Origin of the sequence: Streptomyces sp. AP-93 (genome assembly GCF_022808175.1) — a bacterium.
Lineage (GTDB): Bacteria > Actinomycetota > Actinomycetes > Streptomycetales > Streptomycetaceae > Streptomyces.
On the sequence record NZ_JALGBX010000026.1, the window covers coordinates 13684 to 37672 of the forward strand.

21 protein-coding genes are annotated in these 23989 nt (G+C 72.0%); 11 read left to right on the forward strand and 10 right to left on the reverse strand.

What is annotated here, in order from left to right; genetic code table 11:
• Positions 1-44: 44 nt before the first annotated feature.
• The 3 genes from MTF69_RS33635 to MTF69_RS33645 all read right to left on the reverse strand — a co-directional run bounded on the left by MTF69_RS33635 (position 45) and on the right by MTF69_RS33645 (position 3366).
• Positions 45-920 carry a carbohydrate ABC transporter permease gene (locus tag MTF69_RS33635; RefSeq protein ID WP_243340160.1) on the reverse strand — a complete coding sequence of 292 codons (876 nt, stop codon included), beginning with the start codon at positions 918-920 and terminating at the stop codon, positions 45-47.
• Positions 917-1810 (reverse strand): carbohydrate ABC transporter permease, encoded by an 894-nt coding sequence (locus MTF69_RS33640; RefSeq protein WP_243340265.1) that lies wholly within the window; start codon positions 1808-1810, stop codon positions 917-919. Before MTF69_RS33640 ends, MTF69_RS33635 begins: the two co-directional genes overlap by 4 nt.
• Positions 1811-2031: 221 nt before the next feature.
• Positions 2032-3366 carry a sugar ABC transporter substrate-binding protein gene (locus MTF69_RS33645; RefSeq protein WP_243340161.1) on the reverse strand — a complete coding sequence of 445 codons (1335 nt, stop codon included), beginning with the start codon at positions 3364-3366 and terminating at the stop codon, positions 2032-2034.
• Positions 3367-3782: 416 nt separating this feature from the next.
• Between MTF69_RS33645 and MTF69_RS33650 the strand changes: the two genes are divergently transcribed.
• Positions 3783-4874, forward strand: coding sequence for an ABC transporter ATP-binding protein (locus MTF69_RS33650; RefSeq protein ID WP_243340162.1), 1092 nt, complete (start codon positions 3783-3785; stop codon positions 4872-4874).
• A 258-nt stretch (positions 4875-5132) separates the two neighbouring features.
• Entirely contained in the window at positions 5133-7091 is a 1959-nt protein-coding gene (locus MTF69_RS33655) for a transposase (protein ID WP_243340163.1), read from the forward strand.
• Between the two features lie 133 nt (positions 7092-7224).
• On the opposite strand, the gene MTF69_RS33660 is transcribed toward MTF69_RS33655, so the two are convergent.
• A complete protein-coding gene (locus MTF69_RS33660) occupies positions 7225-7581 on the reverse strand; it encodes a hypothetical protein (RefSeq protein WP_243340164.1) in 357 nt (118 codons plus the stop codon).
• 191 nt (positions 7582-7772) lie between these two features.
• On the opposite strand from MTF69_RS33660, the gene MTF69_RS33665 reads away from it, so the two are divergent.
• Positions 7773-8222 carry a universal stress protein gene (locus tag MTF69_RS33665; protein WP_243340165.1) on the forward strand — a complete coding sequence of 150 codons (450 nt, stop codon included), beginning with the start codon at positions 7773-7775 and terminating at the stop codon, positions 8220-8222.
• 57 nt (positions 8223-8279) lie between these two features.
• Here MTF69_RS33665 and MTF69_RS33670 read toward each other — a convergent pair whose 3' ends face one another.
• Positions 8280-9281, reverse strand: a complete 1002-nt coding sequence (locus MTF69_RS33670; protein WP_374324763.1) for a serine/threonine dehydratase — start codon at positions 9279-9281, stop codon at positions 8280-8282.
• A 31-nt stretch (positions 9282-9312) separates the two neighbouring features.
• The gene (locus MTF69_RS33675) at positions 9313-9957 is read right to left on the reverse strand and encodes a TetR/AcrR family transcriptional regulator C-terminal domain-containing protein (protein ID WP_279346598.1); all 645 of its coding nucleotides are present in this window, start codon (positions 9955-9957) and stop codon (positions 9313-9315) included.
• A gap of 180 nt (positions 9958-10137) precedes the next feature.
• Here MTF69_RS33675 and MTF69_RS43125 point away from each other — a divergent pair, with 180 nt between their 5' ends.
• The 4 genes from MTF69_RS43125 (at position 10138) to MTF69_RS33710 (ending at position 16501) form a co-directional block, all read left to right on the forward strand.
• The gene (locus MTF69_RS43125; RefSeq protein ID WP_308401485.1) at positions 10138-11859 is read left to right on the forward strand and encodes an alpha-galactosidase; all 1722 of its coding nucleotides are present in this window, start codon (positions 10138-10140) and stop codon (positions 11857-11859) included.
• A 110-nt stretch (positions 11860-11969) separates the two neighbouring features.
• Positions 11970-14333, forward strand: coding sequence for an alpha-N-acetylglucosaminidase (locus MTF69_RS33700; RefSeq protein WP_279346599.1), 2364 nt, complete (start codon positions 11970-11972; stop codon positions 14331-14333).
• A 225-nt stretch (positions 14334-14558) separates the two neighbouring features.
• Positions 14559-14846: a hypothetical protein gene (locus MTF69_RS33705; RefSeq protein ID WP_243340167.1), complete on the forward strand. Its 288-nt coding sequence runs from the start codon at positions 14559-14561 to the stop codon at positions 14844-14846.
• Between the two features lie 59 nt (positions 14847-14905).
• Positions 14906-16501, forward strand: coding sequence for a molybdopterin-dependent oxidoreductase (locus tag MTF69_RS33710; protein ID WP_243340168.1), 1596 nt, complete (start codon positions 14906-14908; stop codon positions 16499-16501).
• Between the two features lie 35 nt (positions 16502-16536).
• Here MTF69_RS33710 and MTF69_RS43550 read toward each other — a convergent pair whose 3' ends face one another.
• Entirely contained in the window at positions 16537-17553 is a 1017-nt protein-coding gene (locus MTF69_RS43550; protein WP_243340169.1) for a DNA repair exonuclease, read from the reverse strand.
• The gene (locus MTF69_RS43555) at positions 17550-18332 is read right to left on the reverse strand and encodes a hypothetical protein (protein ID WP_243340170.1); all 783 of its coding nucleotides are present in this window, start codon (positions 18330-18332) and stop codon (positions 17550-17552) included. Before MTF69_RS43555 ends, MTF69_RS43550 begins: the two co-directional genes overlap by 4 nt.
• Positions 18333-18632: 300 nt before the next feature.
• Here MTF69_RS43555 and MTF69_RS33725 point away from each other — a divergent pair, with 300 nt between their 5' ends.
• The 3 genes from MTF69_RS33725 (at position 18633) to MTF69_RS33735 (ending at position 21534) form a co-directional block, all read left to right on the forward strand.
• Positions 18633-19217 carry a DoxX family membrane protein gene (locus tag MTF69_RS33725; protein WP_243340171.1) on the forward strand — a complete coding sequence of 195 codons (585 nt, stop codon included), beginning with the start codon at positions 18633-18635 and terminating at the stop codon, positions 19215-19217.
• A gap of 157 nt (positions 19218-19374) precedes the next feature.
• Complete coding sequence (locus tag MTF69_RS33730) at positions 19375-20445, forward strand: esterase family protein (protein WP_243340172.1); 1071 nt, start codon at positions 19375-19377, stop codon at positions 20443-20445.
• A gap of 159 nt (positions 20446-20604) precedes the next feature.
• The gene (locus tag MTF69_RS33735) at positions 20605-21534 is read left to right on the forward strand and encodes an SDR family oxidoreductase (RefSeq protein WP_243340173.1); all 930 of its coding nucleotides are present in this window, start codon (positions 20605-20607) and stop codon (positions 21532-21534) included.
• Between the two features lie 15 nt (positions 21535-21549).
• Here MTF69_RS33735 and MTF69_RS33740 read toward each other — a convergent pair whose 3' ends face one another.
• Entirely contained in the window at positions 21550-22320 is a 771-nt protein-coding gene (locus MTF69_RS33740) for a TetR/AcrR family transcriptional regulator (protein ID WP_243340174.1), read from the reverse strand.
• Positions 22321-22428: 108 nt separating this feature from the next.
• On the opposite strand from MTF69_RS33740, the gene MTF69_RS33745 reads away from it, so the two are divergent.
• On the forward strand, positions 22429-22860 hold the full coding sequence (locus MTF69_RS33745; protein ID WP_243340175.1) for a VOC family protein: 432 nt from the start codon (positions 22429-22431) through the stop codon (positions 22858-22860).
• A 27-nt stretch (positions 22861-22887) separates the two neighbouring features.
• Here MTF69_RS33745 and MTF69_RS33750 read toward each other — a convergent pair whose 3' ends face one another.
• Positions 22888-23970, reverse strand: coding sequence for an enoyl-CoA hydratase/isomerase family protein (locus tag MTF69_RS33750; protein ID WP_243340176.1), 1083 nt, complete (start codon positions 23968-23970; stop codon positions 22888-22890).
• Between the last annotated feature and the right edge of the window lie 19 nt (positions 23971-23989).

The window sequence follows — 23989 nt, forward strand, 5'->3', positions numbered from 1 at the left end:
CGAAGCGTGGGGTCGGGCCGCCGGGGCCCGACCGGGCCGCCCGGTCAGGTCTTGATGGCTCCCTCGCCGACGCCCTTGAAGAAGAAGCGCTGGAGGGCGAAGAAGAGCAGCATCATCGGGATCAGCGCGGCCATCGCACCGGCGGCGATGATCCGCTGGTCGCTGACGGTGGTGGCGCCGGCCAGGGTCTTCAGGCCGAGCTGGAGGGTGTAGTTGTCGCTGTTGGTCAGCACCAGCAGGGGCCAGAGGAAGTCGTCCCAGGCGCCCATGAAGCTGGTAATGCAGACGACGGCCAGGGCTCCCTTGGCGGCGGGGAGGAAGACCCGGGTGAAGCGGGTCCACTCGTTCGCACCGTCCAGGACCGCGGCCTCCTCGACTTCCTTGGGGACGGAGAGGAAGGCCGATCGCATGATCATGATGTTGAGGACGGAGACCGCGCCGGGCAGCCAGACACCGATGAGGGTGTCGACCAGGCCCATCTCCCGGACCGTGAGGAACATCGAGATCATCACGGACTCGAAGGGGAACATCAGCGTCGCCACCAGCACGGTGAAGACGATCTTGCGGCCCTTCCAGGCGGCCCGGGAGAGGGCGTAGCCGCCCATGGCCGCGAAGAGCATGTTCGAGGTGATGGCGAGCAGCGCCACCGTCAGGGTGTTGCCGACGTACTGGAACAGCGGGAACGACTCGGCGACCCGGAAGTAGTTGTCGAGGGTGGGCTGCGAGGGCAGCACCCCGTCGTACACGTTCTCGGTGCGGCCGCGGATCGAGGTCAGGAACTGCCAGACGATCGGTCCGAGCATGATCACGAGCATCAGGAGGAGCGTGGCGTACCGGCCGGCGAGGCCGATCCAGTACCGCCGCGCGTCGGCTCCGACGCGCTTGCCCGCCTTGTTCCCGAGGGACGCGAGGGCACTCAACTTTCGTCTCCCTTCGAGAGACGGCGGCCCAGCAGGCTGAAGACCAGCGTCAGGAGGAACAACAGGATGGAGATGGCGGCCGCGTATCCGGTCTCGCCGGAGAAGCCGAGGCCGACCTGCCGGATGAGGAAGGGCAGGGTACGGGCGCCGCCGCCGGGACCGCCGCTCTCGCCGCCGAGGATGTAGATCTCGGTGAAGACGCGGAGCGCGGAAATCGCGGAGAGGGTGCCGACCAGCAGCATCATCGGCTTCACCTGGGGGACGGTGATGCTGAAGAAGCGGCGGACGGGGCCCGCGCCGTCGAGCGCGGCGGCCTCGTAGAGCGAGGTGGAGACGTTTCCGAGGGCGGCGAGGTAGAAGACCATGTAGTAGCCGAGGCCCTTCCACACGGTCACGATCATCGCGGAGACCAGCAGCATGGTGCTGTCGGTCAGGAACGGGATCGGCTCGGAGATGATGCTCAGCTTCTGGAACAGCGTGTTGACCAGACCGTCGCTGCGCAGCACCCACTGCCAGATGAGGCCGACGACCACGGCCGAGGCGATCACCGGGGTGTAGAACGCCGAGCGGAAGAAGCCGATGCCGGGGACCTTCGTCTGGACGAGGACCGCGAGGGCCAGCGGCAGGAAGACCAGGCACGGGACGACGACCACGAGGTACAGCACGCTGTTGCCGGTGGCGACCCAGAAGTCGGGGTCGGCGAAGGCGCGGGTGTAGTTGTCGAAGCCGACGAACCCGCCGCCGCGCAGGATCTGCGCGTCGGTGAAGGAGAGGATCACGGTGTTGACGAACGGCCAGAGGCTGAACATCGTCACCATGATCAGGCCCGGGGCGAGGAAGAGGTACGGAGTCCACCACTTGCGGTGGCGCAGCCCGGTCTCGGCCTCCATCGCCTTCTTGGCCTGCTTCGCCTGCTTGGCCTTGGCCCTGCTCCGTGGGGCCTTGCCTCCGGGGTCCGCTGCCGCCGGCCCTCCGGTCTGCGACCAGGCCTGCACCGTGTCGAGGGTGGGCGCGGTGCCGGGCGCGTCCCGCGACGGGCCGGACTTCTCCCGCAGTTCCGGGCCTGAGGATGGACTCATGGCGTCTGCCTCTCCTTTCTCCGCTGCCGCCGTCACTGCCGGGCCGTCTTCGCGAGCAGCTTGTTCGCCTCCTCCTGCGCCTTCTTCACCGCCGTCCTGGCGTCCTGCTCGCCCTTGATGGCCTTCTGCATCTCGCGCACGACCACGTCGCCGACCTGGTTGGTCCACTGGACGGGGGTGTTGGCGTCGAGTCCTGCGGTCTTCAGCTGCTCGGCGCCGACGGCGCGGGCCAGCGTCTCCGCGTCCTTGCCGTCGCCCTTGTCGGCGAAGAAGGGGTCGGCGAGGCCGACGGCGTTGGAGGGGTAGATGGTGGCGTGCTTCGAGAACTCCACCTGGTTGGGGCCGTTGGTGAGCCACTTGGCGAACTCGGTCGCCGCGTCCATGTGCCGGGTGTCCTTCTTGATGCCGAGCGACTGGGCATAGATGCCGATGTGGCCGAGCTGCCCGGTGACCGCGTTCGCGACCTGCGTGTTCGCGTAGATCTGCGGGGCGTTCTGCTTGATGTCCTTGACGAAGCCCGGGGAGCCGGGACCGAAGACGATCTTGCCGCCGCCGTAGAGCTGGTTGATGTCGTCCTGCTTGAGCAGGGACTCCTTGGGCATGGCGCCCTTGGCGTACAGGTCCTTCATCCGCTCGACCCACGCGACGGCCTTGTCGGTGTCGAAGGTGAACCGGTCCTGCTTCTCGTTCAGGATCGGGACGCCCATCTTCTGCCAGTCCCCGGGCAGCCGGCCCTTGGGGTCGGCCATGAAGGCGGAGTACTTGCCCCCGGACTTGGCGGCGATCTGCTCGGCGTAGTCGAAGAACTGCTCGACGCTGGTCGGCGGCTCGGCCGGGTCGAGACCGGCCTTCTCGAAGAGGTCCTTGTTGTACGTGAGGATCTCCGGGGTCACGTACCAGGGGTACGCGAACACGCTGTCCCCCTTGCCGGGCAGCTTGAACTGCTCCCAGGCGCCGGGGACGTAGTCCTTGGCCACCTCGGGGTCGAGCTTCGCCACGTCCGCCAGCATGCCGCGGTCGCCGAGGAGCTGGAAGGAGTCGGTGGAGAGGTTGACCACGTCCGGGAGGGCCCCGGCCTGGGCGTCGGCGACGATCTTCTCGTTGTAGCCGTCGCCCGGCACGTCCTCCCATTTGACCTTCGCGTCCGGGTACTTCTTCTCGAACGCGTCGATGACCCCCTGGACGTACGACGTGAACATGGGCTTCAGCTGGAGCGTGCGGAACGTGATCTGACCGGCCACCTTGCCGGTCCGCTCCCCCTCCTTCACGTCTCCGGCGCCACCACTCATGCCACACGCGGAGGTCGCGAAGAAAGTGCCGGCCACGAGCGTGGTGATGGCTATACGGGTCACGTTCTTACGGGTCATCGTCGCCGCCTTCGGGGGGAGTTCCGGCCTCGTCGCCGGATCACTGGGCCCAAACTCACCCGAAATGAAGATTCCGTCAATATGACCAAAGTCCCGAGCGGCAGGTACCCGTACGTCCCGAATTACGACAGAGAAGGGGACGGCAGTCCGAAAGTCACTCCACGACCACCACTCTGACCTGCACTGATGCGCTTTAGTCCTTACCGACTTTGGCGTGATATCGATTCGATAACGAACTGGTCCGGCCGATGGAGGTTGACTTCTTATCGCCGATTAACCAAAACTTGCACTAATGCGGTTTACCTCGCACACCGACACCGCGAACTGCGAACTGCGAAACAGCTCCGCCACTCCTGCCGACCCCACCCACACGGATCGCCCGGCACGTACCGCCGGTGAAAGAGGGATTGACAGCCATGGCTGAGATCACGTTCCACCAGACGAGCCTCACCTATCCCGGCGCCGACCGCCCCACGGTGGAATCGCTGGACCTCGACATCGCCGACGGCGAGTTCCTCGTCCTCGTCGGCCCCTCGGGCTGCGGCAAGTCCACCACCCTGCGGATGCTGGCCGGCCTCGAAGAGGTCACCTCCGGCTCGATCTCCATCGGCGGCCGCGACGTCACGCACCTGCCGCCCAAGGACCGGGACATCTCGATGGTGTTCCAGAACTACGCGCTCTACCCCCACATGACGGTCGCTCAGAACATGGGCTTCGCCCTGAAGATCGCCAAGGTGGACAAGGAGACCATCCGCAGGAAGGTCGAGGAGGCGGCGAAGATCCTCGACCTCACCGAGTACCTCGACCGCAAGCCCAAGGCCCTCTCCGGCGGCCAGCGCCAGCGCGTCGCGATGGGACGCGCGATCGTCCGCGAACCGCAGGCCTTCCTGATGGACGAGCCGCTCTCCAACCTGGACGCCAAGCTCCGCGTCCAGACCCGCGCCGAGATCGCGAACCTCCAGCGCCGCCTGGGCACCACCACCGTCTACGTCACCCACGACCAGGTCGAGGCCATGACGATGGGCGACCGCGTCGCGGTCCTCGCGGACGGCCTCCTCCAGCAGTGCGACTCCCCGCGCACGATGTACGACCGGCCGGCGAACAAGTTCGTGGCCGGGTTCATCGGCTCCCCCGCCATGAACCTGCTGAGCCTGCCGCTGCAGCAGGACGGCATCCGCTTCGGCGGCTCCACGGTCAAGATCAGCCGCGCGGCCCGCGAGGCGGCCGGCGGCGACACGGTGACCCTGGGCATCCGCCCGGAGCACCTGGACTTCCACGCCGCGCACAGCGACAAGGGCCTGCCCGTCACCTTCTACTCGGTGGAGGAGCTCGGCGCGGACGGCTTCGCGTACGGCAACCTCGACCTGGGCAACGGCGAGACCCAGCCGCTGACCGTACGGACGTACGGCCGCGAGGAGGGCCTGCGCGGCAAGACCATCCGGGTCATCCCGCGCCAGGAGGACGTCCACCTCTTCCACACGACGACGGGCGAACGCCTCCCCGACTGACCCCGGGGCGCGAGAGGGTCGCGCGCAGTCGTTGGGTTGGTCTGGTTTTCCTGGGTGTTGGACGGGATCTTGTGGTGTTGCGTGTCCTTGTCGGGTTGGGCTCGTTTCGTATGTGGGTCCGATGATCGGACAGTAGGTCGCGGGCGGGGCGGGGGTGTGGGTGTGCGGCGGAAGGTCGCGCTGGGTGAGGGCGAGAGCGGCCGGGTGGCGTGCGCGTCCGCGACCGCGTTCCGGGGATTGGACACCGTCTCTGGTGAGGTGCTGAATACCGCCGCGCTGGGTGAGCGGGTGGGCTGGCTGACGACGCTGGTGGAGTCGATGGCCGCCGGGGTGATCGGCGGGCACTGGAGCCGGACAGAGTTGACCCAACTTGCATCGGGTGTCGGGCCATCGGGTGAGCGGTTGCCGTCGAACGCGTGGATGGCATTGCGCACTCTGGGCTGGACGGCAACCGTGCCGGAGGGCCTGTATGTGCCCGACCGGGTCCGCCGGGTCGCGGAAGAGCAGGCCGGGCGGGTACTGCGCTCGGCCGAATGGCGCGCGGCGATCCTGGATGCGGTCCTGACCACCTGGCCGGCCGGCGCTGACCCGATGAAACGTAGTGAGGAGGAGTGGGCGGCGCTACGGGCTGCCTGTCCGCAGGGGACGGCGGCGCCCGCCTCGGTCTTCCGCTCACGTACCCGTCAGGTGCTGCGCTTCACCACCGCGCACCGTCGTCTGCCCCTTGGCCTGTGTGAGCTGGAGGCGGCGCCGGGCGGCGGCCATCAGGTGGTGCTGGCCGCCGCAGACAAGCAACTCGCCACCCTCGTCCGGTGCGAGGACGAGCCCGCACGCTACGCGGTGCTGACCGTACGACTCCCGGTACGCCCCGACCCACGTACCCGTTCCGACTGGCGTCCGGTACGCATCCGGTTCCGGCTGCCGCCCACCATCGACGCCACGGCCGCCCTGCACGCACCGACCCTGCGCCTGCGCGGCGGGCGGCTGCGTCTGGATCTCGCCCACACCACCGGAGTGCCCAAGACGCTGCGTTCTGGGCACGGTCGGGCAGTGGCTTTCGACTACGGACTGAACACCCTGCTCACCGGCGGAACTCTCACCCTGACCGGCGGCGTCCAACCGGCCGTCCTGACCGACGGACAGCCCGTCTTCCTCCGTATGGACGGGGTACTGGCCAAAGCCGACCGGCTCCGCATCCACGCCGAACACCTGTGGACCAAAGCCGCGCACCTGGAATGCCTCCTGGACGGCCAGCGAGTCCTGGGCCGCTGCCCGGATACCCTGACGGCCGCCAAGCTCGCAGTGCTGCGCACCGAGCACGCCCGGGTCAGTAAGCGGCGTCAGCGCCTGAACGCGGAGATCGCCAAGGCGGCCGCACGGTTCATGGTCGATCACGCCCGCGGCTGGGGGGCGTCGGTGATCTACCTGGAGGATCTGCGGGACATGGAGGCCCGCGGAAAGGGCCGCACCCTCAACACCCGCCTCTCCAGCTCCGTGCGCGGACAGATCGTGGCCGACGTACGACATCAGGCCGCCCGGCACGGCATCGCCGTGGTCATCGTCCCCGCACGCGGCACCTCCAAATACTGCCCCCGCTGCCTGACCGCCTTCCGCCACCACACTGCCCCCGACAACACCCGAGCCGGCTGGAAATGGGCCACCTGCCCCAACACGCGGTGCGGATACAGCGCCGACCGGGACGTCGCCGCCTGGCAACGCATCGGCGCCCGAGGACTGCAACACCAACACCTGACCGTCCTGGACCGGACCACCGGCACCTACCTGATCCGGCGCACCGTCCAGGAACTGGACCGACCCGTCCAGCACCCCAAGCCCACCCACCCGGCCCCGCCCGTGTCTGGTCCGCAGAATTCCTCCGCGGACCGGACGAAGGAGGGACCGACGAGAGACCGCCCTGTGCCCAGGCAGCGACGCAGGGTCCCCGCCCCACCCGCAACACCGGCATCGACCGGCCCGGGTGGAAAGCGTCCGGCGGGGCGGCCGCCCCAGCAACCCACCCACCGCACCCAGCGGCGACGTGGGCGGCAGGCACCGCACACGATGAGCACCCCCAACCGGCACCAGCCGACCGGGACCAGACTCGGCGCAGGCTTCCACCTGCACACCCACGCCACCCCGCCCAAACAACGGGCACGGCGAAACCCGAGACTCTTTTCCCACCGGGCCGAACACCCAGCCCCACCCAGGAAAACCTAAGCTCATCCGAGACGCTGTGTTCCGAGCCGTCCACCGCGGCCAGGACGGGGCTGGCGGGGGTGGAACCGGCCGAGTTGGTCTGCATGCCTCCACCCTCCGGCGGGGCGGACCCGGCGGGCAGGGACCGAAGGCCCTACTTCACGCGGTAGTCGGCCTTCTCCGCGAGCTTGCCGTCCTTGTAGCAGAAGCGCAGCACCGTGTCGCCGCTCCCGGAGTCGGACAGGAACCAGGAGCACTGGCTGCCGGTCGGCACGGCGGGGCCGCCCTCCTTGAGGGCCGAGGTGACGAAGCTTTCGCCGGACGGCAGCTTCGCGCGGACCTCGGCCTCGGCGTCGCCGACTTTGACGGCCTCGTACACCTTCTGGTCGACGAGGGTCTTGTCGGCCACGTCCATGACCTTGCCCACCCCGAAGAGCAGCGCCACGAGCAGTCCGATTCCCAGCACCCCGGCCACCGCACAGCCGATCAGACATCCATTGCGTCGCGCCACGTCGAACTCCTCGTTCCTCTGCCGTCCGTCGGACGGTTGCCGTCCGTCCTCCCGACTCTCGCAAGCGGGGCGGCCGCCTGCTGTTCTCCAAAGTCGTCGGTCCGCGCAACGATCGTCGTTCGAGGTCGGACCGGGTGCGGCGTGTATACAGGGATGAGAACGATCATTCGGACGAAACGTGAGGAACCATCGTGAGCCAGAACACCGAGCCTCTGATCGTCGTCGGCGTGGACGGTTCGAACCACTCGAAGCAGGCCCTGCGCTGGGCCGTGGCCCAGGCGAAGGCCATCGGCGGCCGCGTGCACGCCGTGATGAGCTGGGAGTGGAACACCAACCCCTTCGGCGTCAGCCCGGCCGAGCAGACCGAGCTGGTGCACGCCGAGGACGCAGCCCGGCAGAAGCTCGCCGACACCGTGGCGGAGGCCGTCGGCACCTCGCCGGGCGTTCCGGTCTTCCGCCGGGTGGAACAGGGCTCGCCCGCGCAGGTGCTGGTGGACGCCTCGGAGGAAGCGGCGCTGACGGTCGTCGGCACCCGCGGCTACGGCGGCATCAAGGGCGCGCTGCTGGGCTCGGTGAGCCAGCAGGTGGTGCAGTACGCGGCCAGTACGGTCGTCGTGGTCCGCGAGGACGGCTCCGCCTGAGGGGCTGAGGGGCTGAGGGACCGGACCCCGGCCGCGCCCCGGCCGCGCCCCGACCGCTCAGGACGGCGCGGCGCCCAGGTCCGCCGGGTCGGTGTTGGCCCCGCAGAGCACCACCGCGACCCGCTCGCCGAGCGGCCCGGACGCGGTGCGTACGGCCGCCAGGGCGGTGGCCGCGCCCGCTTCGACCACGATGCGGTGCTCGTCCCAGAGCGCGCGCCGGGCGGCGGTGATCGCCGCGTCCGGGACCAGGACCGATGCGGCGTTCGGCTCCCGCACGGCGGCCAGCGCGTCCGCGGAGACCCGGGTGGCTCCGAGCGAGTCGGAGGCCACCGAGTTCACCGGGACGTCCACCGGCCGGCCGGCTTCGAGGGCCGCGTTCAGGGCCCGGCAGTTCTCCGGCTCGGCCGCGACGACCCGTACGCCGTGTTCCCGCGCGGCGGTCGCGATGCCGGCGAACAGCCCGCCTCCGCCGACCGCGACGACGACCGTGTCCAGACCGGGCAGGGCGGTGCGGATCTCGTCGAGGAGGGTTCCGGCGCCCGCCGCGATGAGCGGGTGGTCGTACGCGTGGCTGCTCAGCGCCCCGCTCCCGGCGGCGAACTCCCGGCAGGCCGCGAGCGCTTCGGCGTACCGGTCGCCGACGAGCCGTACGTCGGCCCCGTAGCCGCGCAGCCGCTCCACCTTCACGCGGGGGGCCGTGGCCGGCAGGAACACCGTGGCGGGCACGCCCTCGGCGCGGGCCGCCCAGGCGCAGGCGAGGCCGGCGTTGCCGCCGGAGGCGATGGTGACCCCGGCGCCGGGAAGGCTGCCGGCGGCGCGGTGGGCGGCGAGGAAGTTGCGGGCGCCGCGCGCCTTGAAGGAGCCGGTGTGCTGGAGGTACTCCAGGGCGTACGAAATCCCTCCGCCCGCCGGTATCACCGCGACGGGCCGCACGGCCCCGGCGATGCGGCCTGCGGCGGCGCGCACGGCGCCGTAGTCGAGCGGCACCGCATCGAGCGGCACCGCGTCAAGCGGCACCGCGTCGAGCTGCACCGCGTCGAGCTGCTGTTCCATGGACATGGCCCCGTACTCCTGTCGTTCGAAACTCGTCTCAGGCTCCGGCGGGCCGGTTCGCCTCGATCAGCTGGCGCAGGGCGCCGTAGTACACCTCGTGGTCGGTCAGGGCGGGCAGTACGCCGGCCAGCCCGCCCGAGAGCACGGGGAACTCGGCGGGGTCCAGGGCGGCCAGCGCCGCGCGCGAGGCTGCGGTGGCGGCGGCCGGGTCCCGGTGGTCGACGAAGGCCGCGCTGCCCAGGGTCAGCAGGTACATCCGCCGGTAGGCGGTCATCGCCTCGGCGGGGGTCATCCCGGCGGCCACGCTGTCGGCGAGCGCCGGTTCCACGAGCCGGGCGAGCAGCTGCCGGCCGAGCCAGGGGCGGCCGCCGCGCAGGATCATCAGCCCGGGGTGGGCCGCGAGGAGCCGGTAGAGGGCGGTGAACCGCTGCTCGGTGGCTTCGGCCCAGCCCACCGCGGCCGGAATCTGCGGCAACTGGGCGGCGAGGTGTTCGGTGCAGAGGTCGAGCAGGCCGGCGAGGTCGGTGCAGCGGCGCTGGACGGTGGCGTGCGAGACGTCGAGCCGCTCGGCGAGCGCGCGGAAGCTGAGCGCGGCGGGCCCCTGCTCGTCGAGGATCCGCAGGGCGGCGGCGGCGATCGCCGCGGGTGTGGCGCGGTCCAGGGCGGCTGATGTTCTCGGCATGAGATACACCGTATCAGCCGCTGTCACATCCGGCGTACCGTACGACGTATCAACCCCTTCGAGTGCGCTCGACTACACCCATATTGCTGGTCATTGATCAATAACCCCCGACTTATGTTGACAGCGGGTAGTCACACCGCTGCACTGAGCCCTCGACAGCCCCCACGTCAAGGAGACTCCGTGCCGCCTCGCCTGCGTGCGTCGCTCCCCTGTCTGACCGCGGCCGCCCTGCTCGCCCTCGCGCTCTGCCCCGCCCCGGCGACGGCCGAGCCCACCGCGACTTCGGACACCCCGCTCGCGCTCACTCCGCCCATGGGCTGGAACAACTGGGCGCACTACATGTGCGACATCGACGAGGCCACGGTCGTGGCGAACGCGGACGCGCTCGTGGCCACCGGCCTGGCCGCCAAGGGCTACGACACCGTCACCATCGACGACTGCTGGATGACCAAGAGCCGCGACGCGGACGGCAATCTGGTCGTCGACACGCAGAAGTTCCCGCACGGCATGGCCTGGCTCGGCGCGTACCTGCACGCCAGGAAGCTGAAGTTCGGCATCTACCAGGACGCCGGCTCCCTGACCTGCGAGCGCTACCCCGGCAGCGGCTCCCCCGAGGGCGGCGGCCCCGACCACTACGCCCGCGACGCCCGGCAGTTCGCCTCCTGGGAGGTGGACTACGTCAAGATGGACGGCTGCAACCTCTGGGTGCCCGAGGGCAAGACCAAGGAACAGGCCTACCGGGACGCCTACAACTCCGTCGCCAGGGCGCTGCGCGACAGCGGCCGGGACATGGTGCTGTCCGCCTCGGCGCCCGCGTACTTCCAGCAGGGCGAGTGGGGCGGATCCGACTGGCACAAGGTGATCGACTGGGTCGGCGAGACCGGCCAGCTGTGGCGCGAGGGCCGGGACATCAAGGTCTACAAGCCGGCCGCCCCGGACACCTCGCGCTGGAGCTCGGTCCTGGGCAACTACGGCTACAACCGCTGGCTCGGCCGGTACGCCGGCCCCGGCAACTGGAACGACCCCGACTTCCTGATCGCGGGCGCCCCCGGACTGAGCCCCGCGGAAAGCCGCAGCCAGGTCGGCCTGTGGGCCATGATGGCCGCGCCGTTCATCCTGTCCTCGCAGGTCTCCGAGCTCACCCCGGACGGGCTCGCCGCCCTCGGCAACACCGATCTGATCGCGCTGGACCAGGACCCGATGGGCGTCCAGGGCGCGGTGGTCTCCTCGAACGCCACCTTCGACATCCTGGTGCGGCCGCTGGCGACCGGGGACCGCGCGGTCGCCGTGCTCAACCGGTCCGCCGCCGCCCGCGACATCCGCGTACCGCTCGACGAGCTCGGGCTGGGGCTGGGCTCCTGCACCGTCGACGCGAAGAACCTGTGGACCGGCGCAACCCGCGAAGTGTCCGACGCCCTGACCGGAACACTGGCCGCGCACGACACCGGTGTCTGGCGGCTCACCCCGCACACCGGCTGCGCCGGGGCCGTGCCCACCGGGCAGATCGCCGGCCGGGGCTCCGGCACGAGCGCCGCCTGCGCCGACGGGGCGAACACCACCGGTGTCGGCGCCGTCGTGATGGCCGCCTGTACGGGCGCACCCGACCAGCGCTGGACCGTGGGCCGGTACGGCAGCCTGCGCCTGGCCGGCGCCTGCCTGTCGGCGGGCGAGGAGGGCCTCGTGGAGCTGGCCGACTGCCCGGGCGACCAGCAGCGCCGCGAGCCGGGTCAGAGCTGGACCCCCCACCGCGACGGGGCCCTGGTCGAGGACGTGAGCGGGCTCTGCCTGACGGCGCCGGCACCGGCGGCGCCGCCCGTCGAACCGGGCACCCCCGCCGAGCGGCTGCGGCTGACGCCCTGCGGCGACCACCAGGTCGACCAGGCGTGGGCCCTGCCGGTCTGACGGCCCGCCCCATGGGGAAGCAGACGAGGCACCAGACGAGGAAGCACCCACCCACCGAGCCGAGCGAGCCGGCCGCAGCGCCGGAGCCGGCCGAGACGAGGACGACGCGCATGCCGGTCCCCCTCCCACCACGCGGCCGGGCCGCCCGGCGGGTGCGCCGCCGGGTCACCCTGGCCGCGCTGCCCGCGGTCCTGCTCACCCTGGCGGTCGCCGGGGCCGCCCCCGGAGCGACGGATCCCGCCGCCGGAGCCACGGCTCCCCCCGGCCCGTCCACCGCCCAGGCCCCCGCCCAGCCCCCCGCCGAGTCCCCCGCGCCGTCACCCGCCCGGACCGGTGCGGGACACACCGCGACGCCGCCCGCGCCCCGGCCGCGGGTCTTCGACGTCGGCCCGGCGCGGGCCTCCCTGCAGCGGCTGCTGCCGCGCCACGCCGGGCAGTTCACGCTGGTGCCCGACACGGGAGCCGGGCCCGACACGTTCACGCTGTCCGGCACGGCCGGCGCGGTCACCGTCCGGGGTTCCACCGGCGCCACCCTGCTCACCGGGGTCGGCTGGTACCTGCAGCACGTCGCCGGAGCCGACATCGGCTGGCCCGGCGACAGCATCGGCCTGCTGCCGGCCGAGCTGCCGGCGGTGCCCTCCCCGGTCACCCGCAGCGCGCGGGTGACGCACCGGTACGCGCTGAACGACACCGACGACGGGTACAGCGGCCCGTACCGCACCTTCGAGGAGCACCAGCGGCAGATCGACCTGCTCGCCCTGCACGGCATCAACGAGGTGTTCGTACAGGTCGGCGCCGAATACCCGTACTACCGGGCGCTCCAGCGGTTCGGCTACACCGCCGAGGAGCTGCGGGAGTGGATCCCGGGCCCCGGTCACCAGAGCTGGTGGCTGCTGCAGAACCTGAGCGGCTTCGGCGGTCCGGTGTCCGAGGAACTGATGCGCGGGCGGGCCACGTTGGGCGGACGGATCGCCGAACAGCTGCGCGGTCTCGGCATGACCCCGGTCCTGCCGGGCTACTTCGGGACGGTGCCGCCGTCCTTCGCCGGGCGCAATCCGGGCGCGGTGACGGTCGCGCAGGGCGACTGGGCGGGCTTCGACCGGCCCGACTGGCTGGACCCGGTCTCGCCGCCCTTCGCCCAACTGGCCGCCGCGTACTACGCCGAGCAGCGCGCGGTGTTCGGGGACAGCACGATGTACCGGATGAGCCCGCTGCACGAGGGCGGGCAGACCGGCTCGGTGGACGTCAAGGCGGCCGCCGGGGCCGTGCAGCAGGCCCTGTGGGCGGCGCATCCGGGCGCGCTGTGGGCGGTGCTGGGCTGGCAGGACGATCCGACCAAGGAGCTGCTGGCCGGGGTGGACACCTCGAAGCTGCTGATCCTGGACGGGCTCTCCGACCGGTACAACCGGCTGGACCGCGAGACCCGTTGGGCCGGGACCACGTACGCCATCGGCTCGATCTACAACTTCGGCGGGCACACGACGATCGGCGCCAACACCTCCGTGTGGATCGACCGGTTCCAGTCCTGGCGCGCGAAGCCCGACAGTGCGCTGGCCGGCATCGCCTACATGCCCGAGGCCACCGGGACGAACCCGGCGGCCTTCGACCTCTTCACCGACCTGGCCTGGGAGCCCGGCCCGATCGACCAGCGGAAGTGGTTCGAGGACTTCGCGGGCCGCCGCTACGGGGCCCCCGACGCCGCGGCCGCCGCGGCCTGGGAGGAGCTGCGCAAGGGACCGTACAGCACCTCCTCGGGGCTGTGGTCGGAGTCCCAGGACAGCCTGTTCACCGCCCGGCCGAGCCTCACGGCGGTGGGATCGGCCTACTGGAGCCCCAAGGCGATGCGGTATCCGGCGGGTTCGGTACGCCGGGCCCTGGACCACCTGCTCAAGGTGGACCCCCGGCTGCGCGCCTCCAGCGCCTACCGCTTCGACCTGGTGGACACCACCCGGCAGGCCCTCGCCAACCACTCCCGGGTCCTGCTGCCCGAGATCAAGACGGCCTACGAGGCCCAGGACCTGGCCCTGTTCCGGGAGCTGACCGCCGACTGGTCCTACCGGGAGCGGCAGTTGGACGCGCTCGTCGGCTCCGATCCGAACTTCCTGCTCGGCTCCTGGCTGACGGCGGCCCGCTCGCACGGCGCGGACGAGGCCGAGCAGGACCGGTACGAGTACGACGCCCGCTCGATCCTCAGCGTGTGGGGGCGGCAGAGCACCAGCGAGGGCGGCTTCCTGCACGACTACGCGAACCGTGAATGGAGCGGCCTGATCAGCGAGTTGTACGCCCGGCGCTGGTCCTCCTACTTCGCCTCGCTGGAGGAGGCCCTGGTGCGGCGCGGCGCGCCGAGGGCGATCGACTGGCACGCCTTCGAGGACGACTGGGCCCGGCTCACCACCCGCCACCCGGCGCGGCCGAGCGGCGACCCGTACGTCCTGGCGACCGACATCGCCGCCTCCCTTCCCGAGGTCAACTGACCTACACCACAGGGGGGATGGGGACCTCCCGATGCGGCGCCGCTCACCCTCCGGCGGGAAGCTCCCCACCCGCCCGGGGGACAACCGGGTGGACCGGCCGCCGCTCCGGCGCGGTGCCGGGTTCACTGAAGGGAACTGACGGAAGCGGATCAGGGGCGGTCACCGGAACCATCATCCGGCGACCGCCCTTTCCGACGCCGCCATCGCCGCCGGAAGGACCCCGCCATGACCGAGCCCGACCCGCACCGCACCTCGGCGACGCTGGAGCTGCTGACGCTCCTCACCGGCGGGGGCACCGCGCCCGCGACCGCCGCCCTGCCCGCCACCGCGCCCGCCACCCTGTCCCCCACCGGCCGGTTACGCCCGCCCGCGGAGCCGGAGCCTGAGCAGCAGCTGCGCCGCCGCTCCGATCTGCGGGAGCGGCTCACCGACGGGATCGTGGAACTGCGCAAGCGGCGGCAGACCGCCCGCCCGCCCCAGGCGCGGACCACTGGTTCGGAGGCACCCTGGTAGCTGAGGCACCCTGGTAGCTGGGGGCACATCCCACCGAGCGGGGCGGGCGGTGACTCCGCATGATCCGTACGAAGGCGGGGCGGGCCGGCGCCGGAAGGCGGGGCCGGGCCGCGCTCGGCGCCGTCAGCGGACTGCTCGCCGCCTTCGCCGGGCTCGCCCTGGCCCAGCTGGCCGCGGCGGCCGTACGGCCCGAGGCCGTCCCGGTCACCGCCGTCGGCGGGGCCGTGGTCGACCGCACCCCGGCCGCCGTCAGGGAGTGGGCGATCCGCCAGTTCGGTACGGCCGACAAGCTGGTCCTGACCCTGGGCATCGGCGCCGTGCTGGCCGCCGTGGCGATCGTGGCCGGGCTGCTCGCCGTACGCCGCCCCGCCGCGGGCACGGCGCTCGCGGCCGCCTTCGGCGTGCTCGGCGCGGCGGCCGCGCTCAGCCGGCCGGAGGCCGCCTGGCAGGACGCACTGCCCTCGCTGGTGGGCGGGTTCGCGGCCGCAGCGGTGCTGTACCTGCTGGTCAGAGCCATCCCCCGGCCCACGACGCGGACCTCCGGAGCCGGCCCGCCCGGGGCCATGGACCGGCGTGGCTTCGGCCGCCTCGCCGTCGCCACCCTGGCCCTGTCGGCCGGGGCCGGGTACGCCGGGCGGCGGCTCGGCGCCTTCGGGGACGCGGGAGCCACGGCTTCGCGGGCCGGGCTCGTCCTTCCGCCGCCCGCCGTGGCGGCCCCGCCCGTACCGGCCGGGTCGGACCTGCGGATCCCCGGGGCCTCCCGCTTCATCACCCCCAACCAGGCGTTCTACCGGGTGGACACCGCGCTGGTCGTCCCGCGCGTGGACGCGGACAGCTGGCGGCTGCGCGTGCACGGCGACGGGGTCTCCAGGCCTCTCACCCTCAGCCTGCGGGAGCTGCTGGCCCGCCCCCTGGTCGAGCACGACGTCACCCTCACCTGTGTGTCGAACGAGGTCGGCGGCCCGTACGCGGGCAATGCCCGCTGGCTGGGCGTGCGCCTCGCCGATCTGCTCCGCGAGGCGGGGGTGCGGCCACCGTCCCAGGGCGGCCGCGCCGACCAGCTCGTGGCGCGCTCGGTGGACGGGATGACCCTCGGCACCCCCGTCGAGGCCGTGATGGACGGCCGGGAGGCGCTGCTGGCCGTGGGGATGAACGGCGAGCCGCTCCCCTTCCGGCACGGCTTCCCCGTCCGGATGATCGTGCCGGGCCTGTACGGGTACGTCTCCGCGTGCAAGTGGCTGCGCGAGCTGCGGCTGACCACCTTCGCCGCGTACGACGCGTACTGGGTGCGCCGCTCCTGGGCGCAGCAGGCTCCGGTCAAGACCCAGTCGCGCATCGACACCCCGCGCTCCTTCGCCGAGGTCGCGGCGGGCCGGGTGGCCGTCGCCGGGGTGGCGTGGGCGCAGCACCGGGGCATCGCGCGGGTCGAGGTACGGGTGGACGCGGGCGCGTGGCGGGAGGCCCGGCTCGGGGCGGCGGACGGCGACGACACCTGGCGCCAGTGGGTGTGGATCTGGGAGGCGGCTCCGGGCGGGCACACCCTGGAGGTCCGGGCCACGGACCGCACGGGCGCCGTGCAGACGGGGGAACGCGCCGGAACCCTCCCCGACGGGGCCACCGGATGGCACGCGGTGACGGTCCGGGTCCGGGGCTAGGGCCTGCCTTTCGGGTCTCGCCGGTCAGGCCCGTGTCAGCAGGCGACGGCCGGGCCCTCGCCCGCCGTGCCCTCGGCCGGGCAGACCATGGCGGCCGGACCGGCCGCGGCGCGGGCCTCGTGGAGGAGGCCGGGCGGGGTGGCGGCGCTGAGGGTCCAGACGACGGCGCCGCCCGCGGGCTGCTCCGGGACGGCCGCCAACAGGTCCCTCAGGTCGGCCCCGGCGGTCTGCGGGTACGGGAGGTGGAGCGTCTCGTAGCGCACCGGGGCGGTGTCCACCGGGAGGATCCGGATCCGGCGGCGGTCGCCGCCCGGGTCCGGGTCCGCGGCGGGGCCTTCGATCAGCAGCTCGGTGAAACCGCGCCCGCCCGGCTCTGAGGGGCCGCGGGCGTGCGTGTTGCCCGGGTAGGCGGCGAAGGCGGCGGCGCCGGGGACCAGCCGGTGGTGGACGTGGCCCAGCGCCCAGTAGTCGTATCCGGTGCGGGCCAGTGCCCGGGGGTCGGCCGGTGCGCAGATCCGGCGGCTCCAGGCACCGTGCAGGCTGGTGTGCAGCAGTCCTATGTTCACGGCGCCGGGTATCGCGCGGGGGAAGCCTGCGGCGAGGTCGCGGCGCTCGTCGGGCACCGCCACCGACTGGCCGTGGACGGTGATGCCGAGGTCGGGCCAGGTCACCGACTCGGGGGCGTCGGCGCCGAGCCAGCGCACCGAGGGCGGGAGGTTCAGTTTGTGCGGCAGCGGGGTCTCGGCGTCGTGGTTGCCCGAGACGATCACGGTGCGCAGGCCGGCCTCGTGGAAGGCGCCGAGGGCGTCCTGGCAGGCGGCCAGCGCCCGGGCGTCGGCGTGGCGGCGGTCGAAGACGTCGCCGGCGATGAGCACCGCGTCGTAGCCGCCCTCGACGATGCGGCGCACGGCCGCGCTCAGGGCCTCGTACGGGGCTTCGCGCCGGTCTATCGCGGGCGCCCCGGGGTAGTCCGCCAGGCCGCGCAGGGCGGAACCTATGTGCAGGTCGGCCAGGTGGGCCACGCGTATCGGCGCGGGCGCGGAGGTGTTCACGGGCCGAGGATGAGCTCGGTCTTGAAGGCGTCCCGCTCCAGCAGCCAGCCCTCGGCGCGGAGCTTGCCCATCAGGTCGGAGCGCAGCTCGACCGCGTCGCGCAGGGTGCGCCCCTTGGCGGTGATCTCGGCGAACCAGGTCAGCTCGCCGGAGGCGGTCCGCAGCCGGCTGACTTGCGTCTCCATCGCGTGATCGAGCATCCGGCCAGGATAGTTGGCCTGTCTTACGGGACCGTGGAGCCGAGATGAAGCGGTGACCGACTCCGCCCAACCGGCAGGTTTCGCACCCCACTTGGCGAGCTTTCCGGGAAGGCGGTCCAGGACGAGGGCGCGGGAGGCGTCGAGCCCCGGCAGTTCGCCGGGCGCCAGGCCCGGGACCGGCCGGCACTTCTTGTTGGTGAAGTCGAGGGTGGCGCGGGTGTGGCTGAGGTTGACCTGGACGGTGTAATTGCCGTCGCCCGCGCAGAAGTTGTGCCCGGAGGCCCGGTCCATGACGCGCCGCACGGCGGCCGGGTCCGTGCCGTCGCCCTCGATGTCGAAGCGGGCCTTGTAGGCGAGGCGGATCCGGTTCTCGTCGTCGTGGCGCCGGATGCGGACGATCCAGCCCTGCCCGTTCAGGCTGCGCCCGGCGTCGTCCATGTACTGGGCGACCTCCGTCCGGGCGGGTGCGCCGAGTGACAGCGCCGCGGCCGCGGCGACCGTGGGCAGGCCGTCGGCGTCGAGCACCCGGTCCGGGTCGACCAGCAGCTTGACCTGGTAGCCCGCGCGCGACGGCGCCACCGGCGACATCCCGGCTCGCGTGCCGGAACGAATCCGGCGACTCGTCGCTTTCGTGATTTTCCGTGTTTTCCGCGTGTTCCGCATATCCCCGTCGATCATGCCTCATACGACACCAGCCCGCCCGAAAGCCCCGGAACCGCGCAGGTGAACAGGCGGTGAATCTACCGCAGGACCAAGGTCCTGACCTGCGAGGTCTCCCGGCCCCCCGGTTCGGGATCTTCGCCGTGCGTTCACGCCAGATAAGGATCGTAGATTGTGAATGCATTCACAAGATCCCGGCAACGGACAAAGGTGCACGTCATGGCCACTCTGCTCACCCCTTCCCGCAAGACCACCGCCACCGGCCCGGCCGCCGGCGCGACCGGAGGTGAGAGCGGGGGCGAGAGCGGTCCCACACTCGCCCTCCCGGCCCGCATCGCCCTCGCCGCCCTCCGCCTCCTGGTCGCCTGGACCTTCATCTGGCCCTTCCTGGACAAGCTGTTCGGGCTCGGATTCAGCACTCCGTCGGCCAAGTCCGTCCTCAACGGCGGCTCGCCGACCGAAGGGTTCCTGCTGCACGGGACGAAGGGCCCCTTCGCTCACACCTTCGACTCGGTAGCCGGCGCCGGCTGGCTTGACCTGATCTTCATGACGGGCCTGCTCGGCATCGGCCTGGCCTTCCTGCTCGGCATCGGCACGCGGATCGCCGCCGCGTCCTGCGCCCTGATGATGGGCTTCATGTGGCTCGTCACGATGCTGCCCGCGACCAACCCGCTGACCGACGACCACTGGATCCTCGCGGTGGGCGGCGCGGTCGTGGCCACGACCGCCGCGGGCAACCACTTCGGGCTCGGCCGGGCCTGGCGCCGGACCGCGCTCGTCCGCCGGTACCGCTTCCTCATCTGAGACCGGCTCCCCGTCCGACACCTCCCCCCGTCCCGGGTCCGACCTTCCCGGGTCCGACACGATGCGCGCCGCCCCGTCCCCCGGGCGGTGCGCATCGTAGATTTGGCGTATTGTCCGGAATTCTCCATCATTCCGTCGCACGCCAGGAGTCGGCGCAGTGGAGCTGACCAGCACGTCGTTCCTCGTCACGCTGATCGTCGTCACCGCACTCGCGATGATCGCCGCCCTGCTCCTGTGGAACCGGATCCCCGGCCCGGGCTGGGTGCGCTGGCCGTCCCGGCTGCTGATGATCGGCTTGTGCCAGCTCACCGCCATCTGCGTGGTGGCCACCTGGATCAACGGGAGCTACGGCCTCTACTCCTCCTGGGACGACCTGCTGGGCACCGACACCGGGCAGAACGACTCCGCCATGACCGGGCCGCCGCTGGGGCGGGCCAAGTTCGCCCTGGGCGGCGACGGGACCCGCACCACGTACTTCCGCGGCTCCCACTCGAAGCTCGCCGGGCAGGTCATCGTGTGGACCCCTCCGGAGTACGACGCACCGGGCGCGGACAAGACCCGGTTCCCCGTGCTGATGCTGCTGCACGGCTATCCGGGCTCGCCCCGCTCCTGGATCGACATCGGCGACATGCCCGGCGCGCTGGAGCAGCTCGTCCAGCTGGGGGCGGCGCACCCCTTCATCCTGGTGATCCCCGACCTGTACCCCGGAGGGGTGAACACCGACTGCACGGACACCCCGCAGCGGAAGGTGGCGACCTGGCTCGCCGAGGACGTGCCGGATCTGGTCGCCAAGAACTTCCGCACGCTCCCCGAGCCCAAGGGCTGGGGGCTGATGGGCATTTCCACCGGGGCCTTCTGCGCGGCCAAGCTGCCGCTCCAGTACCCGAAGGCGTTCCGGGCGGGCGCCGCCCTGGACCCGGATCCGCTGACCGGGGACCCGGAGGTGCTGTCCGATCCCGTGCTGCGGGAGCGCAACAGCCCGATGTGGCTGGTCCAGCACGAGAAGAATACGGACGTCGGGCTGTTCCTGGCCACGTCCGCTCAGGACAAGGACAGCCCGCCGCAGCAGCTGACCGACTTCACCAGGGCGGCCCAGAACTCCGGAGTCCGGGTCAAGACCCTGGTCCGCCCTCAGGGCGGGCACAACTTCCAGACCTGGATCGCGATGTACCCCGACGCCCTGGGGTGGCTGAGCACGGAGATCTCACCGCCGGGCGAAGCCCCGTAGGAGGAGGGGAAGCGACTCCACGCTGTTGCCGATGAAGCTGCGCCGGTGCGGGAGTTCGGCTTCGGGGGCCGGTTGTTCAAGGCCGGGCCCGCCCGTCCCGGGAATCCGCAGGCGCGCCGCACCGCCCGCGCCGCACGCGGGCGTCGTAGGGTCGCGGTCATGGTGCAGGAAGCAGCACGGCGGACACTCGAAGGCAAGGTCGCCCTGGTGGCCGGGGCGACCCGCGGCGCGGGCAGAGGCATCGCGGTCGAGCTGGGGGCACGGGGCGCGACCGTGTACGTGAGCGGGCGCAGTACGCGGGGCAGGCGCTCGGAGTACGACCGGCCCGAGACGATCGAGGAGACGGCCGAGCTGGTCACGGCGGCGGGCGGACAGGGAATCGCGGTGGTCGCGGACCACCTGGTGCCCGGACAGGTCGAGGCGCTGGTCGGGCGGATCGACGCCGAGCAGGGCCGCCTCGACGTGCTGGTGAACGACATCTGGGGCGGCGAGCGGCTCTTCGAGTGGGAGAGCACGGTCTGGGAACACGACCTCGAGAACGGGCTGCGGCTGCTGCGACTGGCCGTGGAGACCCACGCGGTGACAAGCCACTACGCGCTCCCCCTGCTGCTGCGCGAGCCGGGCGGGCTGGTGGTGGAGATGACGGACGGCACGGCGGAGTACAACGCGAGCCGCTACCGGGTCTCCTTCTTCTACGACATCGCCAAGTCGGCGGTGCTGCGCATGGCGTTCGCACTCGGACACGAGGTGGGCCCGCGCGGAGCGACGGCGGTGGCCCTGACCCCGGGCTGGCTCCGGTCGGAGATGATGCTCGACAACTTCGGTGTCACCGAGGCGAACTGGCGGGACGCACTGACGAAGGTCCCGCACTTCGGCATCTCGGAGACCCCGTTCTACGTCGGCCGCGCGGTCGCGGCCCTGGCCGGCGACCCGGAACTGTCCCGCTGGAACGGGCAGTCGCTCTCCAGCGGACAGCTCGCGCGGGTCTACGGCTTCACGGACGTGGACGGCAGCCGGCCGGACGCCTGGCGGTACATGGTCGAGGTGCAGGACCCGGGCCTCCCGGCGGACCCCGGCGGCTACCGGTAGGGCCTGCCCCTCGGGTCAGCCCCGTTCCAGCAGTCGGGCGATCCCGTCGAGGACGCAGCGCAGGCCGAAGTCCCACACGGTCTCGGGGCTGTACCCGCCGACCGCGCTGCCGACCCGCCCGGCGAGGGGGTAGCGCTCCGGGTCCATGGCCCGCTCCAGCAGCGGGGCGCTGAGCTCCCACCACTCCTGGTCGCTCTGGCGGGCGTTGTGGGCCGCGGTGTCGGCGGCGGCCAGGGCCTGCGCGTGGACGAAGCCGAGGAGGTGGGTCAGGGCCGCGTCCATCTCCACGTCGGTGAGGCCGATGCCGTCGAAGGCCGCGAGTTCGTGCTCGTACTTGCCGATCACCCCGGGGCCAAGCGGAGGGCGGGTGACGGACAGCTCGCCGATCCAGGGGTGCCGCAGGAACAGCGCGCAGTTCTCCTCTGCGACGCACGCGACCTTCTCCCGCCAGGCTCCGTCCGGGGCCGGCTCGGCACGCTCCATGGCCAGGTAGACGGCGTCCAGCATCAGGTCGAGCAGCTCGGCCTTGCCGGGGACGTAGGTGTAGAGGGTCATGGGGGTGACCCCCAGCCGCTGGGCCAGCGCCCGCATCGTCAGCGCGGCCAGTCCCGACCGCCCCTCGTTCGCCGCCTCGTCGGCGAGCGCGATCGCGCCGTCGACGACCGCGTCGACGGTCAGCCCCTGCCGGGGCCCGCGCCGCCCGCTGGGCGCCCCCTGCCCCGGCTCGCGCCACAGCAGCTCCAACGTGCGGACGGGGTCTCCCGCGCCGCTCCTGTCCGTGGTCACTCCCGACCCCTTCCCGCCGCCGTCCGGCAGCCGCTCAGTTAACTTTCTACGCCGTATAGAATACTGTGTATAATAAAACTCCGAGCCCCGGACACCCAGGAGGACCCCATGCGGATCACCGACACCGCCATCTGCCTCACCGTCGAGGACGTCACCACCTCCTCCGCGTTCCTGGCCAGGCATTTCGGGTTCAAGGAATCGATGGCCGCCGACGGCTTCGCCTCCCTCTCCCACCCCGACGGCCCGAACGTGATCTTCGTGCGGCGCGGCCTGGAGGTGCTGCCCGAGGAGCTGCGCGAGCAGCGTGCCGCCGGGGTGCTGCTCGCGTTCACCGTGGCCGACCTGCCCGCCGAGTACGAGCGGCTGCGCGCCGAGGGCGTCCCGGTCGTCATGGAACCGCGGGTCGAGCCCTGGGGCGAGCGGGTGTTCCTGGTGTCCGACCCCAACGGCGTGATCATCGAACTGGTCGACTGGGTGGAGACCACCGGGACCACCGGGACCGCGGCGGACCCCGACACCCAGACCGACACCGCCCTCTGACCCACGGCCCCAGCGCCGCGGACGGGTTCACCCCGTGGCGATCCCGGGGCCGTCCCCGGTGAGCGGGGCGAAGAAGCGGGCCACGTCCTGCTCGGTGACCTCGCCGAGGGTGGCCGGTGACCAGCGCGGGCTGCGGTCCTTGTCGACGACCTGCGCCCGGATGCCCTCCACCAGGTCGGGCGAGGTCAGCGCATGGCAGGAGACCCGGAACTCCTGTTCCAGCACCGGATCCAGCGCGCCGAGCGCGGCGGCCCGGCGCACCGCCTCCAGGGTCGCCTTCAGCGCTGTCGGGGACTTGGCGAGGATCGTTTCGGCGGCCTCCTTGGCCTCCGGGTCCCCGTAGCCGAGCAGCCGGTCCACGATCTCCTCGACGGTGGCGGCCGCGTAGCAGTGGTCGATCCAGCCCCGAGCCCCGGCCAGCGCCCCCGGCCCGGGCTCGGCGGCGTACCGCCCCAGCACCTCCCGGGCCGGGGCCCCGGCGAGCTCGGCGGTCAGCGCCGGGAGCCGGCCGGCGGGTACGAAGTGGTCGGCGAGCCCGCACAGCAGCGCGTCGGCGGCGCCCACCGCGGAGCCGGTGAGGGCGAGATGGGTGCCGAGCAGGCCGGGGGCGCGGGCCAGCAGGTGGGTGCCGCCGACGTCCGGGACGAAGCCGATGCCGGTTTCGGGCATGGCGACGCGGGAGCGCTCGGTGACCACGCGGACGCTGCCGTGGGCGGACACGCCGACTCCGCCGCCCATCACGATGCCGTCCATGAGGGCCACGTAGGGCTTGGGGTAACGGGCGATGTACGCGTTGAGCCGGTACTCGTCGCGCCAGAAGGCGGCCGAGGACCGCGTCCCGGCCTTGGCGTCGTCGTGGATGGCCCGGATGTCCCCGCCGGCGCACAGCCCCCGTTCGCCCGCGCCACGGATGAGCACCTGTTCCACTCCCGGATCCCGCTCCCAGCCGGTCAGGGCCTCGGTGATGCGGAGCACCATGGGGTGGGTGAGGGCGTTGAGGGCCCTGGGGCGGTTGAGGGTGAGCACCCCGGTACGCCCTTCGACGGCGCACAGGACGGTGTCTGCGGTGCCTGCGGTCTCAGCGGCGGCGGCGGTGTCGGCTTCGGTCATCACGCCCTCCAGTATGGAG

Coding starts and splice junctions, on each gene's coding strand:
- MTF69_RS33645 (WP_243340161.1), bottom strand. CDS start 3,366: ATGACCCGTAAGAACGTGACCCGTATAGCCATCACCACGCTCGTGGCC.
- MTF69_RS33750 (WP_243340176.1), bottom strand. CDS start 23,970: ATGACCGAAGCCGACACCGCCGCCGCCGCTGAGACCGCAGGCACCGCA.
- MTF69_RS33670 (WP_374324763.1), bottom strand. CDS start 9,281: ATGTCCATGGAACAGCAGCTCGACGCGGTGCAGCTCGACGCGGTGCCG.
- MTF69_RS33675 (WP_279346598.1), bottom strand. CDS start 9,957: ATGCCGAGAACATCAGCCGCCCTGGACCGCGCCACACCCGCGGCGATC.
- MTF69_RS33710 (WP_243340168.1), top strand. CDS start 14,906: ATGATCCGTACGAAGGCGGGGCGGGCCGGCGCCGGAAGGCGGGGCCGG.
- MTF69_RS33640 (WP_243340265.1), bottom strand. CDS start 1,810: ATGGAGGCCGAGACCGGGCTGCGCCACCGCAAGTGGTGGACTCCGTAC.
- MTF69_RS33650 (WP_243340162.1), top strand. CDS start 3,783: ATGGCTGAGATCACGTTCCACCAGACGAGCCTCACCTATCCCGGCGCC.
- MTF69_RS33735 (WP_243340173.1), top strand. CDS start 20,605: ATGGTGCAGGAAGCAGCACGGCGGACACTCGAAGGCAAGGTCGCCCTG.
- MTF69_RS33745 (WP_243340175.1), top strand. CDS start 22,429: ATGCGGATCACCGACACCGCCATCTGCCTCACCGTCGAGGACGTCACC.
- MTF69_RS33700 (WP_279346599.1), top strand. CDS start 11,970: ATGCCGGTCCCCCTCCCACCACGCGGCCGGGCCGCCCGGCGGGTGCGC.
- MTF69_RS33725 (WP_243340171.1), top strand. CDS start 18,633: ATGGCCACTCTGCTCACCCCTTCCCGCAAGACCACCGCCACCGGCCCG.
- MTF69_RS33705 (WP_243340167.1), top strand. CDS start 14,559: ATGACCGAGCCCGACCCGCACCGCACCTCGGCGACGCTGGAGCTGCTG.